Annotated in this window: 18 protein-coding genes and 4 tRNA genes; 3 read left to right on the top strand and 19 right to left on the bottom strand. The window is 47.1% G+C overall.

Translation table 11 applies throughout. From position 1 onward, the window contains the following. The 19 genes from FTU50_RS13720 to FTU50_RS13630 all read right to left on the bottom strand — a co-directional run. The coding region (locus FTU50_RS13720) for a GTP-binding protein (protein WP_228151030.1) at positions 1-124 on the bottom strand (124 nt) is incomplete at its 3' end. Between the two features lie 148 nt (positions 125-272). Then, a tRNA-Thr gene (locus tag FTU50_RS13715) sits at positions 273-347 on the bottom strand. A 15-nt stretch (positions 348-362) separates the two neighbouring features. Next, a tRNA-Gly gene (locus tag FTU50_RS13710) sits at positions 363-438 on the bottom strand. Positions 439-474: 36 nt separating this feature from the next. Further along, positions 475-558, bottom strand: a tRNA-Tyr gene (locus tag FTU50_RS13705). 56 nt (positions 559-614) lie between these two features. Further along, positions 615-690 (bottom strand) — tRNA-Thr (locus FTU50_RS13700). 98 nt (positions 691-788) lie between these two features. Further along, a complete protein-coding gene (trpE, locus tag FTU50_RS13695) occupies positions 789-2,282 on the bottom strand; it encodes an anthranilate synthase component I (protein WP_168382015.1) in 1,494 nt (497 codons plus the stop codon). Between the two features lie 120 nt (positions 2,283-2,402). Beyond that, entirely contained in the window at positions 2,403-3,074 is a 672-nt protein-coding gene (gene gph / locus FTU50_RS13690) for a phosphoglycolate phosphatase (RefSeq protein WP_005181670.1), read from the bottom strand. A gap of 63 nt (positions 3,075-3,137) precedes the next feature. Further along, positions 3,138-3,845 (bottom strand): FHA domain-containing protein, encoded by a 708-nt coding sequence (locus FTU50_RS13685; RefSeq protein WP_005181667.1) that lies wholly within the window; start codon positions 3,843-3,845, stop codon positions 3,138-3,140. A gap of 66 nt (positions 3,846-3,911) precedes the next feature. Then, the gene (gspD, locus tag FTU50_RS13680; protein WP_180055163.1) at positions 3,912-6,161 is read right to left on the bottom strand and encodes a type II secretion system secretin GspD; all 2,250 of its coding nucleotides are present in this window, start codon (positions 6,159-6,161) and stop codon (positions 3,912-3,914) included. A 40-nt stretch (positions 6,162-6,201) separates the two neighbouring features. Beyond that, complete coding sequence (locus FTU50_RS13675) at positions 6,202-7,038, bottom strand: type II secretion system protein N (protein ID WP_180055165.1); 837 nt, start codon at positions 7,036-7,038, stop codon at positions 6,202-6,204. After that, entirely contained in the window at positions 7,038-7,778 is a 741-nt protein-coding gene (gspN, locus tag FTU50_RS13670) for a type II secretion system protein N (RefSeq protein WP_005181650.1), read from the bottom strand. The genes FTU50_RS13675 and gspN overlap by 1 nt, the downstream gene beginning before the upstream one ends. A 163-nt stretch (positions 7,779-7,941) precedes the next feature. After that, the gene (locus tag FTU50_RS13665) at positions 7,942-8,268 is read right to left on the bottom strand and encodes an H-NS family nucleoid-associated regulatory protein (protein ID WP_005181647.1); all 327 of its coding nucleotides are present in this window, start codon (positions 8,266-8,268) and stop codon (positions 7,942-7,944) included. Positions 8,269-8,413: 145 nt separating this feature from the next. Further along, positions 8,414-8,842: a thioesterase family protein gene (locus FTU50_RS13660; RefSeq protein ID WP_171432368.1), complete on the bottom strand. Its 429-nt coding sequence runs from the start codon at positions 8,840-8,842 to the stop codon at positions 8,414-8,416. Positions 8,843-8,852: 10 nt separating this feature from the next. After that, positions 8,853-10,046, bottom strand: coding sequence for a heme biosynthesis protein HemY (locus tag FTU50_RS13655; protein ID WP_168382011.1), 1,194 nt, complete (start codon positions 10,044-10,046; stop codon positions 8,853-8,855). 2 nt (positions 10,047-10,048) lie between these two features. Next, on the bottom strand, positions 10,049-10,894 hold the full coding sequence (locus FTU50_RS13650; protein WP_005181639.1) for a hypothetical protein: 846 nt from the start codon (positions 10,892-10,894) through the stop codon (positions 10,049-10,051). Then, positions 10,891-11,670, bottom strand: coding sequence for a uroporphyrinogen-III synthase (locus tag FTU50_RS13645; RefSeq protein WP_075167812.1), 780 nt, complete (start codon positions 11,668-11,670; stop codon positions 10,891-10,893). Before FTU50_RS13645 ends, FTU50_RS13650 begins: the two co-directional genes overlap by 4 nt. Position 11,671: 1 nt before the next feature. Continuing rightward, positions 11,672-12,589, bottom strand: coding sequence for a hydroxymethylbilane synthase (gene hemC, locus FTU50_RS13640; protein WP_168382019.1), 918 nt, complete (start codon positions 12,587-12,589; stop codon positions 11,672-11,674). Between the two features lie 108 nt (positions 12,590-12,697). Continuing rightward, the gene (locus FTU50_RS13635; RefSeq protein WP_005181633.1) at positions 12,698-13,438 is read right to left on the bottom strand and encodes a LytTR family DNA-binding domain-containing protein; all 741 of its coding nucleotides are present in this window, start codon (positions 13,436-13,438) and stop codon (positions 12,698-12,700) included. A gap of 55 nt (positions 13,439-13,493) precedes the next feature. Further along, positions 13,494-14,648, bottom strand: a complete 1,155-nt coding sequence (locus tag FTU50_RS13630; RefSeq protein WP_180062729.1) for a sensor histidine kinase — start codon at positions 14,646-14,648, stop codon at positions 13,494-13,496. On the opposite strand from FTU50_RS13630, the gene argH reads away from it, so the two are divergent. The 3 genes from argH to FTU50_RS15390 all read left to right on the top strand — a co-directional run. Next, entirely contained in the window at positions 14,639-16,069 is a 1,431-nt protein-coding gene (gene argH / locus FTU50_RS13625; protein WP_180046577.1) for an argininosuccinate lyase, read from the top strand. The genes FTU50_RS13630 and argH overlap by 10 nt on opposite strands. Before the next feature lie 21 nt (positions 16,070-16,090). Next, the gene (locus tag FTU50_RS13620; protein ID WP_005181625.1) at positions 16,091-16,360 is read left to right on the top strand and encodes an oxidative damage protection protein; all 270 of its coding nucleotides are present in this window, start codon (positions 16,091-16,093) and stop codon (positions 16,358-16,360) included. Between the two features lie 96 nt (positions 16,361-16,456). Continuing rightward, positions 16,457-16,654: hypothetical protein (locus FTU50_RS15390; protein WP_218951743.1), on the top strand; the 198-nt coding region annotated here is incomplete at its 3' end.

Here is a 16,654-nt window from a genome sequence, read left to right as displayed (position 1 = left end):
CACCGAATTTCTTCGCACATACAGTTGCAATTGCAGCTGTTAAAGTTGTTTTACCATGGTCAACGTGACCGATTGTGCCCACGTTAACGTGTGGCTTATTACGTTCAAACTTAGCCTTAGCCATGTTTATTTTCCTCGTTTACGTCGAACACAATCTGAGTAATACCCAGCCTCGACATATCGCCTAAAAAACTAGACACCTAATACTTAAAAAGCAGACTAAATAGCCTGCTTTCTTTAAATCTCATGCAACCAAGTTGCTAAACTGTATCTGGAGCTCTTATCGAGATTTGAACTCGAGACCTCTCCCTTACCAAGGGAGTGCTCTACCACTGAGCTATAAGAGCGATCATCTTCGATGATGGAGCGGGAGACGAGGATCGAACTCGCGACATGCAGCTTGGAAGGCTGCCGCTCTACCAACTGAGCTACTCCCGCACATTGTTGGTAATGTACCACTTCATTCGAAGTTAATGGTGGTGGGAGAAGGATTCGAACCTTCGAAGCTTACGCGGCAGAGTTACAGTCTGCTCCCTTTGACCGCTCGGGAATCCCACCAATATCACACTTATTGCAGTGCTCGTTCTTTACTTCACATCTCGAATTCTCTAAGATGGTGCCGGCACACGGATTCGAACTGTGGACCTACTGATTACAAGTCAGTTGCTCTACCAACTGAGCTATGCCGGCGTTTCTTAGTGTTTCGTACGTTTCGTATCGGAACGGTGTGCAGTTTAGCAAAACTTGAAATCCGTGCAAGTGTTTTTTTTAAAAAAACCGTCAAAAACTCACAAAATCAATCCGTTTGACGATAATTCAACCGCTTTGATCACTGCGCGAGCTTTTATTTGGGTTTCATTCCACTCAGATTCAGGATTTGAGTCGGCAACAAGGCCTGCGCCAGCCTGCACATAGACCTTATTTTCACGAATAACACAGGTCCGAATCGCAATCGACATGTCCATTTCGCCATGCCAGCCTAAATAACCAACAGCACCACCAAAAATTCCACGTTTTACTGGCTCAACTTCGTCAATAATTTCCATGGCACGGATTTTTGGTGCCCCAGAAAGTGTGCCTGCCGGGAAAGTTGCCTTAAAAACATCCAAGGCATCAACATCATCACGCACTTCACCCTGCACATTGGACACAATATGCATGACATGCGAATAACGTTCGATCACCATTTGATCAGTCACCTGCACTTTGCCAATTTTTGAGACGCGACCAACATCATTACGACCCAAGTCAATCAGCATTAAATGCTCAGCAATCTCTTTTTCATCAGAAAGTAAATCTTTTTCCAAGGCCAGATCTTCTTCTTTGGTTTTACCACGTGGACGTGTGCCAGCGAGTGGACGCACGGTGGCAATACCATTTTCCAGACGTGACAGAATTTCCGGCGATGACCCAACAATATGGAATGGGGTGTCATTGTCCAAGGTGCGCCCTTGCACCAGGAACAGATATGGTGATGGATTAAGGTGACGTAAAGCGCGATAGACCTGTAACGGCTCACCATCAAAGTCAGACACCATACGATGCCCCGGCACCACTTGCATGACATCACCAGCACGGATGTATTCTTTGACTTTCTCAACCGAGGCAATAAAGTTGTCGTGACCGGTTAAAGATTCAAAATGCGGTGCCGTATGGGTTTGCGCCTGCAAGTTCACCGGTGTCGCCAGCAACTGCTCCAGCGCATCCAGTTGCGCCTGCGCTTTCTGATAGGCATCAGCATCCTTGCTATCGGCATGCACAATCAGGAATAAGGTATCTTTTAAGTTGTCAAATACGATTACGGTTTTAGACAGCATCATCCAGATATCCGGCAGGCCCACCGGATCAGCATCTGGAATATTGTTCAGGCGCGGTTCGATATAACGCACCGCGTCATAGCCAAAGTAACCGACCAGTCCACCAGTAAAGCTTGGCAACGCCGGTAAATCGGCCTGTGTTGGCACTTTAAACTGGGCCTGGAAATCACGGATAAACTGGAAAGGATCACTACACGGCTGCTGTAGCAGTTCGCCATTGGTCTGCTGAATGGTCAACTGCCCTTCATTGCAAGAAAATACGGTCGACTCGCCCAGACCAATAATCGAATAGCGCGCCCAGTTTTCACCGCCTTCGACAGATTCAAACAGATAGGCCTGTTCATGCTCTTTTAAACGCGCAAACACAGACAATGGGGTTTCGGTATCGGCCAGACGCTGACGGTAGACAGGAATCAGGTTATAGCCGGCAGCTTGCAGTTGTTGATATTGGGCTTGAGTGGTCATGTTGAATCTCTTTCATTTTCGCGGGGTCATAAGAAGGTTGCTGGTAGGTGCTGACTTAGTGACGCCATCGAAAAACTACACAATCACTCATTGCGGTGTCCTTTTACATCTATTCTTACATTAGGAAGCTAATAATTCTGTCAGATTATCCACCACTTGCTGCGGCTGACAATCATAAATACTCTCGCCATGATTATAGCCATAGCTGACTACAATACAATCAATACCGGCACGACGTGCGGCTTCCACATCATTGGAAGAGTCGCCAATCATCAACACTTGGGATTTTTCTACCCCAAAGGTCTCAACACAGTGCAATAACTGGCGTGGATGCGGTTTACGTTCGCTAAACCGATCACCACCAATCACATCAACAAAATAATGGCTCATGTCCAGTGCATCTAAAATGGCGCGTGATGGCAGCTCGGGCTTGTTGGTGACACAGATCATTTTTTTCTGCTGCTGTTTGCCCCATTCCAGAAACTCCAGAATTCCGGCAAAAGGCTGGGTATCCAGACAAGGATCGGCATTGTAAATTCCTAGGAAAGTTTCCAGCAGCTGCTGATGCTGATCGGGATGCACCTCTCCGGTTAAATGCAGCAAGGTGCTGTGACAAAATACCGAGGTGCCTTTGCCAATCCAGGTGCGTACCTGTGCTTCGGTGACCATGGGCAGCTGCAAGGCATTCAGGCTCATATTCATGGCACGATACAGATCGGTGGCTGAATCGACCAGCGTGCCGTCCAGGTCAAATAAAATCAGCTCACGGGTGTCAAGTTTGGCCACAGACATTTTGGTCCTCTCAAAAAATAAAGGCATGCCAAAGCATGCCTCGATTGTATGCTGTGTCGCGGTTTATTTAAACAACAGCCAGGCAATAATTGCCAGGATCACCAGCACAATAATGGTCATCAGGCCGACAGAGGCATTTTTCTGCTGCTCTTTTTCCTGCTCAACGCGTGATACAGGCTGCTCAACCGGTACCGGTTGTGGCTCTGGGGTGGCCGCGCTTAAATCGGTCCCTTCAGGAATTGGGGCCGGTTTTGGTACACCGACATTGGTTGGCATGCCATCACGTGTCAATTGTACCGATGCATCACGCTCTTTCAGCTCAGGCATACCCTGATCATTCATCTGCTGTGCCGGCGTTTTCACTGCTACAGTTTCTGTCGGCTCGGCTGCAGTAGCGGTTTCCACCACATCCAGCTCAGGAATCTGTTCTACTTCGGTGCCTGCAGGCGCAAGCGGCTCATCTGCCAACAGTTCCGGTTTGGCTGGTGCCAGGACTGAAAATTTAAAGCTGGCAAACTGGACAATATCACCTTCATGCAACGGAGTTTCCTGCTCAATCCGCAGGTCATTCACAAAGGTGCCATTGGATGAATTTAAGTCTTGTACCCACAGGTCTTCAGCTTTCAGTAACAACGCAGCATGTTTGCGTGATACTTCAGCCGACTGCAGCACCACATCAGCTTCCTGATGACGCCCCACCAGCATGTCACGATCAACACTAATTTCCTGCCCGGTAAATTCACCCGTAATTGCTTGTAATTTCCAAGTCATAGCGAACTTCTCTTTAAATTTTTGCCCATCATAACATGCTCAAAACCAGATTCCATGTCCGCTCTGTTAAGAGCGCGGTCTTAAGGTGGTCGTGGTGGTGGTATTGGTAGTATTGCTGACTTGCGGGCTTAAGGTCTGACGCTGCAGCGCCGGTTCTACCGCAACGGGCGTGGTCACCACAGCCGCCCCCGACTGTGCCGCAGGGGTCGCGGATGGCACCTGCTGATAACGGGTTTGATTTAGTGGAGTTTTAGACACTGGCACCCGCTGCTGATAGATATCTTCCACCCGCTCCGGCAGTTTGGCAAAATTACCATCCTGATCCAGTGCCAGTTGCAAGCTATACAGCTGACTATAACGCTGCTGCGAAATCCGGCGGATATCATTCTGATCTCCAACAATGGTCGGGTGAATAAAGATCAGCAGATTACGCTTCTGATTGGACTTACCATCGGAACGGAATAAACGTCCCAGTCCTGGAATCGCTCCCAGACCTGGAACAGCCTGACGTCCATACGTAGTATTATCCGAGATTAAGCCACCGAGTACGATGGTTTGCCCATGTTCGGCCAGAATCGAAGTTTTAATTGCACGCTTGCTGGTCACCAAATCCTGTGCTTGTCCACGATCTCGATTGACCCCAGAGACTTCCTGTTCCACTTCCAGACGCACTGTGCCATTTTCGCCAATATGCGGCACCACTTTTAGGGTAACCCCGACGTCTTTACGTTCAATGGTGGTATAGGGATTGACGGTACCATTTCCTGTACTGACCGAACCGGTGACAAACGGCACGTTCTCACCAACCACAATATAGGCTTCTTCATTGTCCATGGTGACAATGGATGGGGTCGATAGCAGATTGGATTTGGTGGTTTCTTTTAAGGCTTGAATCAGCGCACCATACAAACGGCGTGAACCATCACTACCTTCTTGATAATCTCCCAGCACCAGTGAGGTACCCGCGCCAATCGCGCCACCAGCACCCGCTGCACCTCCAGTTAAATAACCGGCGGCAATATTTCTCAGACTAGTACCAAACTTATCGAAGTTAATTAAGCCAATTCCGCTGCTGATATCACCCAAAGCCCATTGCACACCTAGCTGGTCCGCATCTGTTCCTTCTACTTCTATAATCGCGGCTTCAATCAGCACCTGCTGACGGCGTGTATCCAACTGTTGAATCGCAGATTCAATTTCGCGCATCAGCTGTGGATCGGCTTTGACCACCAAGGCGTTCTGGCTACTATCGGCAATAATACTGACGCCATTGCCATTAAAGCTGGTGATCTGGCTCTGCTGATCAAAACCGTTATTCAGGGTAATACTTGGCGAGGTACTGCCCGTGCTATTGCTGGATGTGCTGTTACTGCTGTTATTGACCAGATTGCTAACGCTATTATTACTGCTGTTTTTCGTATTGGAAGATGAACTGCTGACCGCCTGCCCCGATACTAGCCCTTGCAGAATTTCCGCCAGGCTTTGCGCACTGGCATATTTTAAGCGAAAGACTTTTAAGCCGCCGAGACGGTCGGCCGCCGGCACATCCATCATTTCAATCATCTGGCGGATACGCTTGCGGGTGGCGGTATCACCTTTAATGATAATGCGATTGGTCCGGTTATCCGCCACAATTCGCACCCGCGAACCTTTGAGATCTTTGGCATTGCCGGTCGAACTCATTGACTCCAATAGCCCGATCACTTCTTCGGCCTGACTGGACTGTAGCGAGATGGCTTCAATATCATTTTGGCCGGTGCCATCTAAATTACGGATGATATTTTCCAGCTGATAGATATTGCTGGCCCGGTCCGAAACAATCAGGGCATTGGTGCCGGCCACCGCAGACAGATGGGCAAATTGCGGCATTAAAGGCCGTAAAGCCGGAATCATGTCATTGGCATTGGTATTTTCCAGCCAGATGACCCGGGTCACAATCTGGTCGCCACGCGCATTCTGGCGCGCATCAAATGGAATTCCGGAGCTTTTGACATTGTTATCTGGCACCAGCTTGATGGTATTGCCCGATGGAATGGCCACTACCCCATTAACATTAAGCACGCCCAGAAACAGGTCATAGACTTCATTGCGGTTCAACGGCTTGTTGGAAATGACCGTGACATTGCCGCGCACCCGCGGATCAACCGCGAAGTTCTTACCGGTAATATCGGCCACTTCATTAATAAATGCAGTCAGGTCAGCATCACGTAAATTAATTTTCCAGGTTTGTGCATAGCTCGCCGTACTTACCATAGCCACCAGAGGTGCGCCGACCACCAATGCCCAAAGCGGACGCTCATGATTTAATAAAGCCATAATCTACCGTGTTTCCTAACCCTATAAGGTGAAAAATCCGTCACTTAAAATCTTGTTGTACCGTGATGACCTGGTCACCACGCTGAACTTCCAGTCTGACCTGACCGTCCTGTCTTGCCTGCTCCAGCAATTGGGCTTCATTTTGCCCTTGTCCGACAGTCTGACCATTTAAGGATAAAATCCGGTCGCCTGGTTGTAATCCCAATCTGTTTCTGAGTGCCGCCGGTGTCCGTGCGGTAATTTCATAACCCTGACCATTACCACTATTTACACCCATATCCTGTAAATAGCGTTCCCGGTCTTGCTGAATCTTTTGCACCGCCTGACCAATCGCATTTTGCGCAGTTGTTGCCGGTGCCGGATTTCTGTTGGGCGTAGCTGGGCTTTGTGTCGGCACAATCGGCTGATTCAGCCCGTTTTCAATGCCTTTAAACTCTATCTCACGGGTGGCGCCACTGCTATGACGCAAAATCACCCGATCCCAGTACACTTCAGCCAACTGATAACCACTGCCTTCAATCACATCGCCGACGCGATAGCGCTCTGCCACCTCATTGACTTTGAGCACGGCAGAAGAAAACTGGTTGGGATAACCGACCATCACGCCTTGTAATTGAAGGTTCAGATTGTCTTCGGCCTGCGTACGCTGGCTCGCTTCATGAAACAAGGCAAAACTGCTGATATTCGGTACACGCAGCTGCTGCGAACCCAGTTCGACCCGATCCAGTTGCATCGCTTGAGGCGGCGCCAGTAATAGCCAGAACAGACTGGCCAGCTTCCAGCATAAATACAGAATCAGCAGCGCCAGCAATAACGGTGCGACACGATCGGCCTGTTTCAACTGGAGAGTCTGCAACTGTTCCCAGATTTTCTGCATCAGAAGCCTCCCTTGAACAGCGGCTGGCGGGTACTGATTACATAGGTATCGGCACCAGCCTTGCCTTCATAAGAAGGAACATGCATCAATAAACGCTGGGTCAGCTGCACATCCAGCATCATCTCCTGATCCAGACTCAGGTTTATCATTTTCTGGTCACGTGCATCACGCACATCAATTTTCAGTTTACCGCTTTCATCCGACAGCGTGCCTTTCAGCGTTGGTACGGTCATGCGCTCTTGACGCTGGGCAAACTGATACACCAGCTCCCCGCCGGCCCAGTTCAGCTGGCCTTGTGCCTGGGCAAACCCTTGCTGCTTGTTATAGTTCAGATCGATATTTTGCAATTGAATCGGATTGGTCGGCCATTGCCAGTCGACCAGGGTTTTTAGAGTTTCTGGCGCAACACGGCCATGTACAGCGTTCAGCATGAAGGTCCCAAAACGGTAACCCATCACGCCTTTTAATTCGGTATGACCACTATGGATTTCAACATCGGCTGCCACTTTCAGCAATAACAGGTCTAAAGGACGCGTATTCCAGCTTAAGCTGCCACGCAACTGTCCCTTGTGCCAATCTGCCTGCCCCTGCCAGATGTTACCACTGACATTATGTAAACTCTGATTGTTTTTATAAAACTTTGAAATTAACCAAGCTGCAGGAATCTGTAATAACACAAAAATTAAAAAAGCAATGATGGCGAAAATCCACCACGTGATGTATCTCGGTTTCTTTATCATTCCACCACGACCAACCTATCTAATGCATTCATGAACAAATTGTTATTTTCATGCACACATTATGCACACTTTTTTTACAACACCAACGGATACACATAAAAAAACCAAGCAGTTCTGCTTGGTTTCGACACTCTAGTGCGCTTAGATGACAATCTGATGAAGTTTAGATCAAGAAGTCTTCAAGCTTGGCACCTTTTTCCAGTTCTGCCACTAACCAGCGCGGTTGCTTACCACGACCTGTCCAGGTTTCATTGGCATTGGCTTTATTACGATAACGCGGCTCTACCGATTTACGTACATTCTTTTTACGTTTAGACGCACCAAACTCAAGAATCTGTTCAATGCTTAAACCCGCATTTTCAGCAATTGCCAAAATCTGATTATATGCATCTTCAACTGCCTGGTCCTTTTTCGATGCAATTAATGCTTCCGCTTCTTCCTGCAAGCGCTTTAATTGTTCTACAGACAAATTACTAATATCGGGCATCATATTTACTCCACAAGTATGCTTTTATATTAATTTACTTCAATTGCATTAATACATCATATTTTTATATGAATTAAGTTTCAATCATTATTTGAAATGAAAAACAATTATTAACAGAGATAAATAATCTATTTATTCGGGATTAGAATTAATCCAGATAATGCCCCACACTATTTTCCAAAGCCAAAATATGCTGCCGAATCGACTCGGGTAATGGCATTTTCTGCATACTTTCAGAATTCACACAAACCATGATGGCTTCTGCACTCGCGACTACAGCCTGTTGCTGCTCGCTCCATAATAGATAATGCATGCGAAAAGCACTATTTCGGATTTCCTCAACCCGTACACCTATTTTTAAGGTATCCGGATAAAATACCGGACGCATATATTTGCACTGATTTGATGCCACTACCGTCGAAAAGGATTGCTGCATCATTCTGATCTGATCCATATAATGAATGCGGGCACTTTCAATATAGCGGTAATACATCACATTATTGACATGACCGAGCGCATCCATATCGCCCCATGCCACCACTTGTTGATGAATTACTGGATAATCGGTTAATTGCATGCGACTTTACCTAGATTTTAATTTTCATGAAATGACTATTATTTTCAAACACCAGATTTAACTGCTGCTGTAAATGCGGTTGATCTTTTAATGCCGATTTAATTCTTAAATAGTTCATTAAAATATGTTCCGGATATAAATCCAGAAGCTGTGCTGCATCGTCATGACGACCGGTAGCTTCCAATATATGCCATTTGGCAAAACTCAATACCGGTAAAGCAGGATATTGCTGTTCCCACTGATTCAGATAATCTTCAATCTTGAGATAATCCGGTACCGGTTTTAACAGCTGCTGCTGGAACCATAAATAGAACACATCCTGATGAAACTGTTCAGACAGTAAATGCACCGCCAGATGCTCCTGCTGCTCTCCCATATCGCTTAAGCGTACCAGCACTTTTAACCACAGCACTTTAATCGCATACGGCTGGGTAAATATCTGCCCTGACAGATTGCAATAACGCTGTTTTAAATCCTGCAATGCTTCCGGTGTGGCCTGCTCAAAATGCTGCAAGATTTGCTCAAGCCATAACTGCTTACTGTCCAGCCCTAAATGTCCATATTGGGTCGCACGCAAATATAACCATGGATACTGCAGCGCAAACTCCCCCCACAGTGCGGTTAAGCGCTGCTCATAGGCTTGTTTGACATCTTTGAGCCACGGCGACAGTTGATGGCCATTTAAAAATTCCAGATGGGTCAGGGCTTTTTCCGGTTGCTGCTGCGCCAGATAAATTTCAATACGCTGCAACTCGGCCAGCTCAAAGGCCATGGCATTACTCTGGTTTAACATCTGCAAGGCCACCGGATAATCCTGCTGCATCAGTGACAGGCGTGAATGAATCACGGCTTTTAATAAACCAGACTGGTTAAATACCTGACGGATAAAGGCGTCCTGCTCACGCGCGGCATCCAGCAGCCAGATTACTGCCATTTGCTCATAAGGATGTAAATGCTGGAAATCAAACACCGCTGCCTGCTTACGCTGTTCACGGCTTAAATAACGCTTTAGCATCGCCCAGATCAGCTGCACCACCAGACTGATCAGCATCAATAAAATTAAAAGCACCCAGATATTGGTCTGTAGCTGCCAGTCACGCCAATACAGGTAAACATAGCCCGCGCCATAGCCATAACTGAATACACTGAGCAAGGCCACCAGCACTAACGTGACCAAAACATAGGCCAGAACAATCTGCTTCATGATCATTCATCCAATAAGGTGCGGCTGGTCAGCACCGGCACAGGAATCACGGTCAGGCTCTGAATTTCCGCCAATTCAGCGCTTAACTGCTGCGCCCCCCGATCCGGCAGCAGCTGTAACAGATGAAAAATTTCAGTCAGCTCCTGCTGATAATTCAGATATTGGCCTTGTCCTAATAACTGACGTGCCAGTAATAAACGCAACTGCGCTTCTTTTAACAGCAATTGACGCTGACTAAGTACAGTCGCTGGCTGCTCGGCGGCTTCCAGTTTCAACCACTTATGCCAGAAGGCCGGATTGGCCTCTTGCGCCGGCTGCAGTTGTGGCTGCTGGATTTCCTGACGCAACAGCTGATCCAGCTGCTGTAGAGCCTGAGTGACCTGCTGCTGCTGGGCACTGCGCTGTGCCGCAAATTGCTGGATCAGCTGCCGGTCTTTGCTCAGGGTTTGATGCAGGCTTTCGGCCAAGGCCGGTGACAAAGCCCACTGATTCAGCTGAACATCCAGTACTGCCAACTTTTCCAGTGCATACGGATATTGCGCCTGCTTTAAGGCAAATTCGATCAGTTCCAGCTGCTGTTGAAGCATCTGCTGCGGCGTGATCGTGGTCTGGCTGATCTGCACTGTAGTATTAGTTGCAGGCGCACTTGAAGATGCTGACGGTGAAGGATTGCTACTCTGGCGCTGCAAAGCCACTAGCTGGTCATTGAGATTGGCGCGGCTTTTTTCCGCCTGATGCATACTCTGAGACAATTCGGACTGCTGCGCCGTTATTTTAAATACGTCATAGCTCAGCTTTAACATCCAGGCCAAGCCGATGATCAATAATAAAATAAGTAGCTTCTTCATGCGTGTCCTGATTTAAGCTCAATCTGCTGCAGTATTGTTTCTGTTTTTAAATTCGTCAACTTGATCAGTTGAAAACGGGTGTGATGCTGTTGTTGATAATCCATCAACAGCGCTTCCAGGCGGTCACCCAGCACCAGATAACGTCCCCGGTTCAATAATTCTTTTTGCGCTTGACTCAGCCGCAACCAGTTTAACCAGCTGGCCTCACTGCTAATCAGCATCCAATAGTCCCGGTGCTGCTGCAGTTGTGGCAATAGCGCGGGCATCTGCTGAATGGACGCGGCCGGACACTGACGCTGATATAAAATAAAATTCAGAATCTGCATTCCGGCCTGTTGCAGGCTGTCCATCATAAACTGACGACCGCCTTCACCGCGCCAGAAGGCAATACATGAACCGGCCGCCAGGGATTTTAATAAAGGCAGTTCCAGCATCCCTTCCGAGGTTTCAACCTCCGGCACGGCGCTCGAAATTCCGTATTCTGCCAGTACCTGCGCCGTTTTTTCACCAACCGCAATCCACTGTAAATGTTGTAATTGATCGAGATGAATACCGCTTTGCGCCAGATACTCCATCCCGATGTGTACCGCGGTCGGGCTGACCACCACAATCCGCTGCGCCTGCAGTAATTGCTGGTACAGCTGTGCCAATGCATCGGACCAGGGACAGGCCTGTAATTCCAGCAGAGGCAGCTCAATCACCGACCAGGCCTGTTGCCTTAAAGCCTGTGACAAGGTACAGGCACGATCGGCCGGGCGGGTATTAATAAACAGCATCTTAATATAAGGCTTTTAGCAGCTCACCTGCCCCTTGTGCCAACAAGTTCTGTGCCAGTTGTTCACCCAGCTGTTCGGCCTGCTCGGGTGCGGCACTAAGCTGTGCGCTTAACAGGGTCTGGCCATCGACACTGCCCACCCGGCCTTCCATCGACAGCTGGCCATCTTTTAAAGTGGCATAACCGGCAATCGGCACCTGACAGCCACCTTCCAGATAAGCATTAAACGCACGTTCTGCGCGTACACAGACATTGGTTTCATCATCCATCAACGGCAAAATCAGCTCGAGTACGGCCTGATCATTAGTCCGGCATTCCAGCCCCAAAGCGCCCTGACCCACGGCCGGCAAACTCACTTCAGGCGCGAGCGTATGACTAATCCGCTCACTAAGGCCCAAACGCTTCAGGCCGGCACTGGCCAGAATAATCGCATCATATTGACCTGCATCCAGCTTGGACAGACGGGTACCAACGTTACCGCGCAAATCAATAATCTCCAGGTCAGGGCGTGCTTTTAAAATCTGGCATTTACGGCGCAAACTGGACGTTCCGACTTTGGCACCCTGCGGCAAGTCCTGAAAGCTGGCATAAGTATTGGACACAAAGGCATCCAGCGGATCTTCACGCTCGCAAATCACCGCCAGGCTTAAGCCTTCTGGTAGCGCCATTGGCACATCTTTCATGGAATGCACAGCAAGGTCAGCACGACCATCTAGCAAAGCTGCTTCTAATTCTTTGACAAACAGTCCCTTGCCCCCAATTTTGGCTAAGGGGGTATCGAGAATTTTATCACCCTGGGTCACAAAGGTGACCAACTCCACGTTTAGACCGGCATGTAAGGCTTCTAAACGCGCACGAATGTGTTCCGCCTGCCATAATGCCAGCGGGCTTTGTCGAGTTGCAATTTTCAGGGTGTTCATCATGTCAGTGAAAGCAAATAAAAGGATTCCCTTAAACTTAACCTGATCGCTTGAAAATGCAAGTCAATTTGCACCCTGAGATGGCGAAAAAGCCATTTCAGCCGGTGCTTACAGTTTCTGAATACGTTCTCTTAAGGTCGGTAAATGACGACGGCTTACTGCCAGACGTTCTTCCAGTTCACGACAACGCACCTGATATTGACCGGTATTAATCACTTCCAGTCCTTCAAGATAATGAATCGAGACCAGTGCATTGCGATGAATCCGAATAAACTGATCGGCAAATTCATGCTCCAGGTCTTTTAAGGTTTCGTCAATCAGCACGCTGCCATTTTTATGGCGCACGGTGACATATTTTTGATCTGCTAAAAAATAATAAATATTTTCTACAGGCACCAGTTCAACACCACGATAAGTTTTCGCCGTGATCTGGTGGCGTTTTATATTCAATTCTTCCATATTTTCTTTTTGTTTTATGTGACTCAGCTGGGCTTGCGTGAGTTTGGTTAAGTGATCTAAAACCTGCTGCAATTCCTGTTGCATGACCGGTTTTAACAAATACCCTTCTGCCTGCGATTTAAATGCATCAAGTGCATGCTCATCATAGGCGGTACAAAAGACAATTGCCGGCATGGGGTCAAGCTCGCGCAAATGCTGGGCGCAGCTTAGTCCATCCATTTCTGGCATCTGAATATCTAATAACACGACATCTGGCTGATGTTCATCTGCTAGCTCAATGGCCTGCTCACCATGACTGGCGGTTGCCACCACCTGATGTCCAAGTTGAGTCACCAAGCGGGCCAAACGCTCAGTTGCAAGAGGTTCATCATCACAGATCAGAACATCCATTTATCCCTCCTTTACGTTAAATCATTTATTTTTATAGCTTAACGTGAATTTTTTTTTATTTATATGGATACTGTACCACGGTGGTATACATGCCCTCCCCTGCATACGTTTGAAAGACCACCTTTCTTCCATAAAAGGCGCGTAGACGCTGTTGCACATTTTGAATTGCAATACCATGTCCTTGTCGTAAATTCATTTTAGCGTTTACGTAAGGGTTTGTAATGACGATATTGACTTGATTTTCCAAAATTTCTACCAATACGCTAATGGTACTCGGTCTGGATATTTTTTCAACACCATGAAAAATACTATTTTCCAGTAAAGGTTGTAAAGTTAATAAGGGAATTTGTACCTGACTGAGCAGTTGCGGCTGTTCAATTTTCCATTCCACCTGCAAGCGTTCACCCAGACGAATCTGCTCAATCTCCAGATAACGCTGGCATAATTCAACTTCTTCCTGCAGCTTGACCAGCTTGACTTCCTGTAAACTGGCACGAAACAGACGTGACAGATTGAGCAACATCTGCTCAGCTTTGTCAGGATCAATCGCAATCAGGCTAATGACATTATTTAAACTGTTGAATAAAAAATGCGGATGGATACGCGCTTGCAAGGCATGCACCTTGGCCTTTAGAGCACTTTGCTCGCGCAGATAATTCTGTTCGCGCAAATATAAATAGCGAAAACAGAATGCTCCCAGCAAGATACCATAACTTAAATGCAAATCCAGCCCGCCCCCCAGCTCGGCTGCAGTCAAGTCACGCAGATGAAAATTCTGGCCAAAATGCGTCAGCAGATTCAGGCTTAAAGTAGTCACCAGTACAATCAGCTGTAGCAATAAAAAACCAAAACCGAGCGAAAAGCCCAGACTCATCCGACCCAAACGTCTTTGAAAATATTCAATAAAGGCAGTAAAGGCCAGTAACACCCAGTTAATGTACAGCACATATTGCAGCAGTCGTGAACCGGTTAATGCCTGCCAGCCTTGCGCTTCAGCCAGTGCCAGCACCATGGCCAATACATTGCTGGCAATAAATAATTCAATTAGATGTTGCCAACGCCCTATTTTCGTAAAAAAATAACTGTAATTTTTTTCATCAGCCGTATCTGCAAAAGATGATCTCACCTGCCCTTCGGCAAGTGATTCCGAATTTGTTATACTCGTTTTCAAATTATTGCTTTTTATTCTATTGAGCCGATATGACCACATCTTCTAATTCCTCAAATCCGTCACAAGCCCAAACTTCGGGTATGTGGGGCGGTCGTTTCTCTGAAGCGACTGATGCTTTTGTTGCTGAATTTACAGCATCTGTTCAATTTGACCAACGCTTTTATAAACAAGATATTGCTGGCTCAATTGCGCATGCAACGATGCTTGCCAAAGTAGGCGTACTTACGACTGAAGAGCGTGACGATATTATCCAAGGTTTAAATACCATTCAGGCTGAAATTGAAGCAGGTCAATTTGAATGGCGTATTGACCTTGAAGATGTCCACATGAACATCGAATCGCGCCTTACTCAGCGTATTGGCATTACAGGTAAAAAATTACACACTGGTCGTAGCCGTAACGACCAAGTGGCAACCGATATTCGTTTGTATGTCCGTGACGAAATTGATGCCATTTTAGAATTATTAAAAAAATTACAACACGGCATTTTGAGCTTGGCAGCCAAAAACACGCATACAATTATGCCTGGTTTTACCCATTTGCAAACCGCACAGCCTGTGACTTTTGGTCATCACCTTATGGCATGGTTCGAAATGTTGGTACGTGACTCTGAGCGTTTAATTGACTGCCGCAAACGTGTTAATCGTATGCCTTTGGGTTCTGCTGCTTTGGCAGGCACCACTTACCCAATTGACCGTGCTTTTACCGCAGAATTGTTGGGCTTTGAAGCTGTATCTGAAAACTCGTTAGATGCTGTATCAGACCGTGATTTCGGGATTGAATTTAACGCCGCTGCATCGCTGATTATGATGCACCTGTCGCGTATGTCGGAAGAACTGATTCTGTGGACCTCAGCCCAGTTTAAATTTGTGAATATTCCTGACCGTTTCTGTACCGGCTCATCAATCATGCCGCAAAAGAAAAACCCGGATGTCCCTGAACTGGTTCGCGGTAAAACCGGCCGTGTTTATGGTGATTTAATGAGCCTGTTGACCCTGATGAAAGGTCAACCACTGGCCTATAACAAAGACAACCAGGAAGACAAAGAGCCTCTGTTTGATGCAATTGATACTGTACGTGGTTCACTGATGGCGTTTGCTGACATGATTCCGGCATTGGTGCCTAACATTGCAGAAATGCGTGAAGCGGCGCTGCGTGGTTTCTCTACTGCAACCGACCTTGCGGATTACCTGGTGAAAAATGGCGTTGCTTTCCGTGATGCCCATGAAATTGTTGGTAAAGCGGTCGCACTGGGCGTACAGGAAGGCAAAGACCTGTCTGAACTGACCCTGGAACAGCTGCAGCAGTTCTCTGACCTGATTCAGGCCGATGTATTTGAAAAAGCCTTGACTCTGGAAGCTTCAGTGAATGCACGTAACCATATTGGGGGGACTGCTCCGGCACAAGTCGCTGCTGCGATTGAACGCGCCCACGCCCGTTTAGAGCAACTTTACGCTTAATCTTAAATTCGGAGTATGGATATGTCTCGACAAGTATTTTGCCGTAAGTATCAACAAGAAATGGAAGGCTTGGACTTTGCCCCGTTCCCGGGTGCCAAAGGTCAGGAATTATTTGATACCGTATCTAAACAGGCCTGGAACGAATGGCTGAAACATCAGACCACGCTGATCAATGAAAAGCGTTTAAATGTGTTTGAAGCAGATGCGAAAAAGTTTCTGGAAGAACAGCGCGAAAAATTCTTCAATAATGACGAAACCTTAGAAAAAGCCGAAGGGCTAAAGCCTGAGTAAAACTTAAAGCGCTGCTTTAAGTTTTACGCAAGACAAGGACGAAGTCCGCGTAGGCTTTCATGCAAAAAGAATCTCCATTTTTGGGGATTCTTTTTTATGCACGGTTGTAAAAATTACGTAAGACAAGCGAAGCGCGTAGTTTCAAATGTCTCAAAGGAGTCTGAAGAGGCCATTGCTGTCCCACAATTTTTCACAAGAGGAAGCTCATTTGAGCTTCCTCTTGTTTTATGGGTATTTTATCGGGTGAAAATAAAGCTTTTAAAGTTCTTCTTTCAAACAAATTCACTTGAATTA

It is taken from the genome of Acinetobacter sp. YH12112 (assembly GCF_013418945.1).
Classification (GTDB): Bacteria; Pseudomonadota; Gammaproteobacteria; order Pseudomonadales; family Moraxellaceae; genus Acinetobacter; species Acinetobacter indicus.
The sequence above is the reverse complement of the archived record's forward strand: the minus strand, read 5'-3'. Positions and strand labels throughout refer to the sequence as shown.

What these genes read in the sequence shown, in the direction of transcription:
- FTU50_RS13650 (WP_005181639.1), bottom strand. Translation starts at nt 10,894, where the DNA reads ATGAAGAAGCTACTTATTTTATTATTGATCATCGGCTTGGCCTGGATG.
- FTU50_RS13665 (WP_005181647.1), bottom strand. Translation starts at nt 8,268, where the DNA reads ATGATGCCCGATATTAGTAATTTGTCTGTAGAACAATTAAAGCGCTTG.
- FTU50_RS13685 (WP_005181667.1), bottom strand. Translation starts at nt 3,845, where the DNA reads ATGACTTGGAAATTACAAGCAATTACGGGTGAATTTACCGGGCAGGAA.
- argH (WP_180046577.1), top strand. Translation starts at nt 14,639, where the DNA reads ATGACCACATCTTCTAATTCCTCAAATCCGTCACAAGCCCAAACTTCG.
- FTU50_RS13630 (WP_180062729.1), bottom strand. Translation starts at nt 14,648, where the DNA reads ATGTGGTCATATCGGCTCAATAGAATAAAAAGCAATAATTTGAAAACG.
- FTU50_RS13620 (WP_005181625.1), top strand. Translation starts at nt 16,091, where the DNA reads ATGTCTCGACAAGTATTTTGCCGTAAGTATCAACAAGAAATGGAAGGC.
- FTU50_RS13675 (WP_180055165.1), bottom strand. Translation starts at nt 7,038, where the DNA reads ATGCAGAAAATCTGGGAACAGTTGCAGACTCTCCAGTTGAAACAGGCC.
- FTU50_RS13655 (WP_168382011.1), bottom strand. Translation starts at nt 10,046, where the DNA reads ATGAAGCAGATTGTTCTGGCCTATGTTTTGGTCACGTTAGTGCTGGTG.
- trpE (WP_168382015.1), bottom strand. Translation starts at nt 2,282, where the DNA reads ATGACCACTCAAGCCCAATATCAACAACTGCAAGCTGCCGGCTATAAC.
- gspN (WP_005181650.1), bottom strand. Translation starts at nt 7,778, where the DNA reads ATGATAAAGAAACCGAGATACATCACGTGGTGGATTTTCGCCATCATT.
- FTU50_RS13645 (WP_075167812.1), bottom strand. Translation starts at nt 11,670, where the DNA reads ATGCTGTTTATTAATACCCGCCCGGCCGATCGTGCCTGTACCTTGTCA.
- gph (WP_005181670.1), bottom strand. Translation starts at nt 3,074, where the DNA reads ATGTCTGTGGCCAAACTTGACACCCGTGAGCTGATTTTATTTGACCTG.
- FTU50_RS13660 (WP_171432368.1), bottom strand. Translation starts at nt 8,842, where the DNA reads ATGCAATTAACCGATTATCCAGTAATTCATCAACAAGTGGTGGCATGG.
- FTU50_RS13635 (WP_005181633.1), bottom strand. Translation starts at nt 13,438, where the DNA reads ATGGATGTTCTGATCTGTGATGATGAACCTCTTGCAACTGAGCGTTTG.
- hemC (WP_168382019.1), bottom strand. Translation starts at nt 12,589, where the DNA reads ATGAACACCCTGAAAATTGCAACTCGACAAAGCCCGCTGGCATTATGG.
- gspD (WP_180055163.1), bottom strand. Translation starts at nt 6,161, where the DNA reads ATGGCTTTATTAAATCATGAGCGTCCGCTTTGGGCATTGGTGGTCGGC.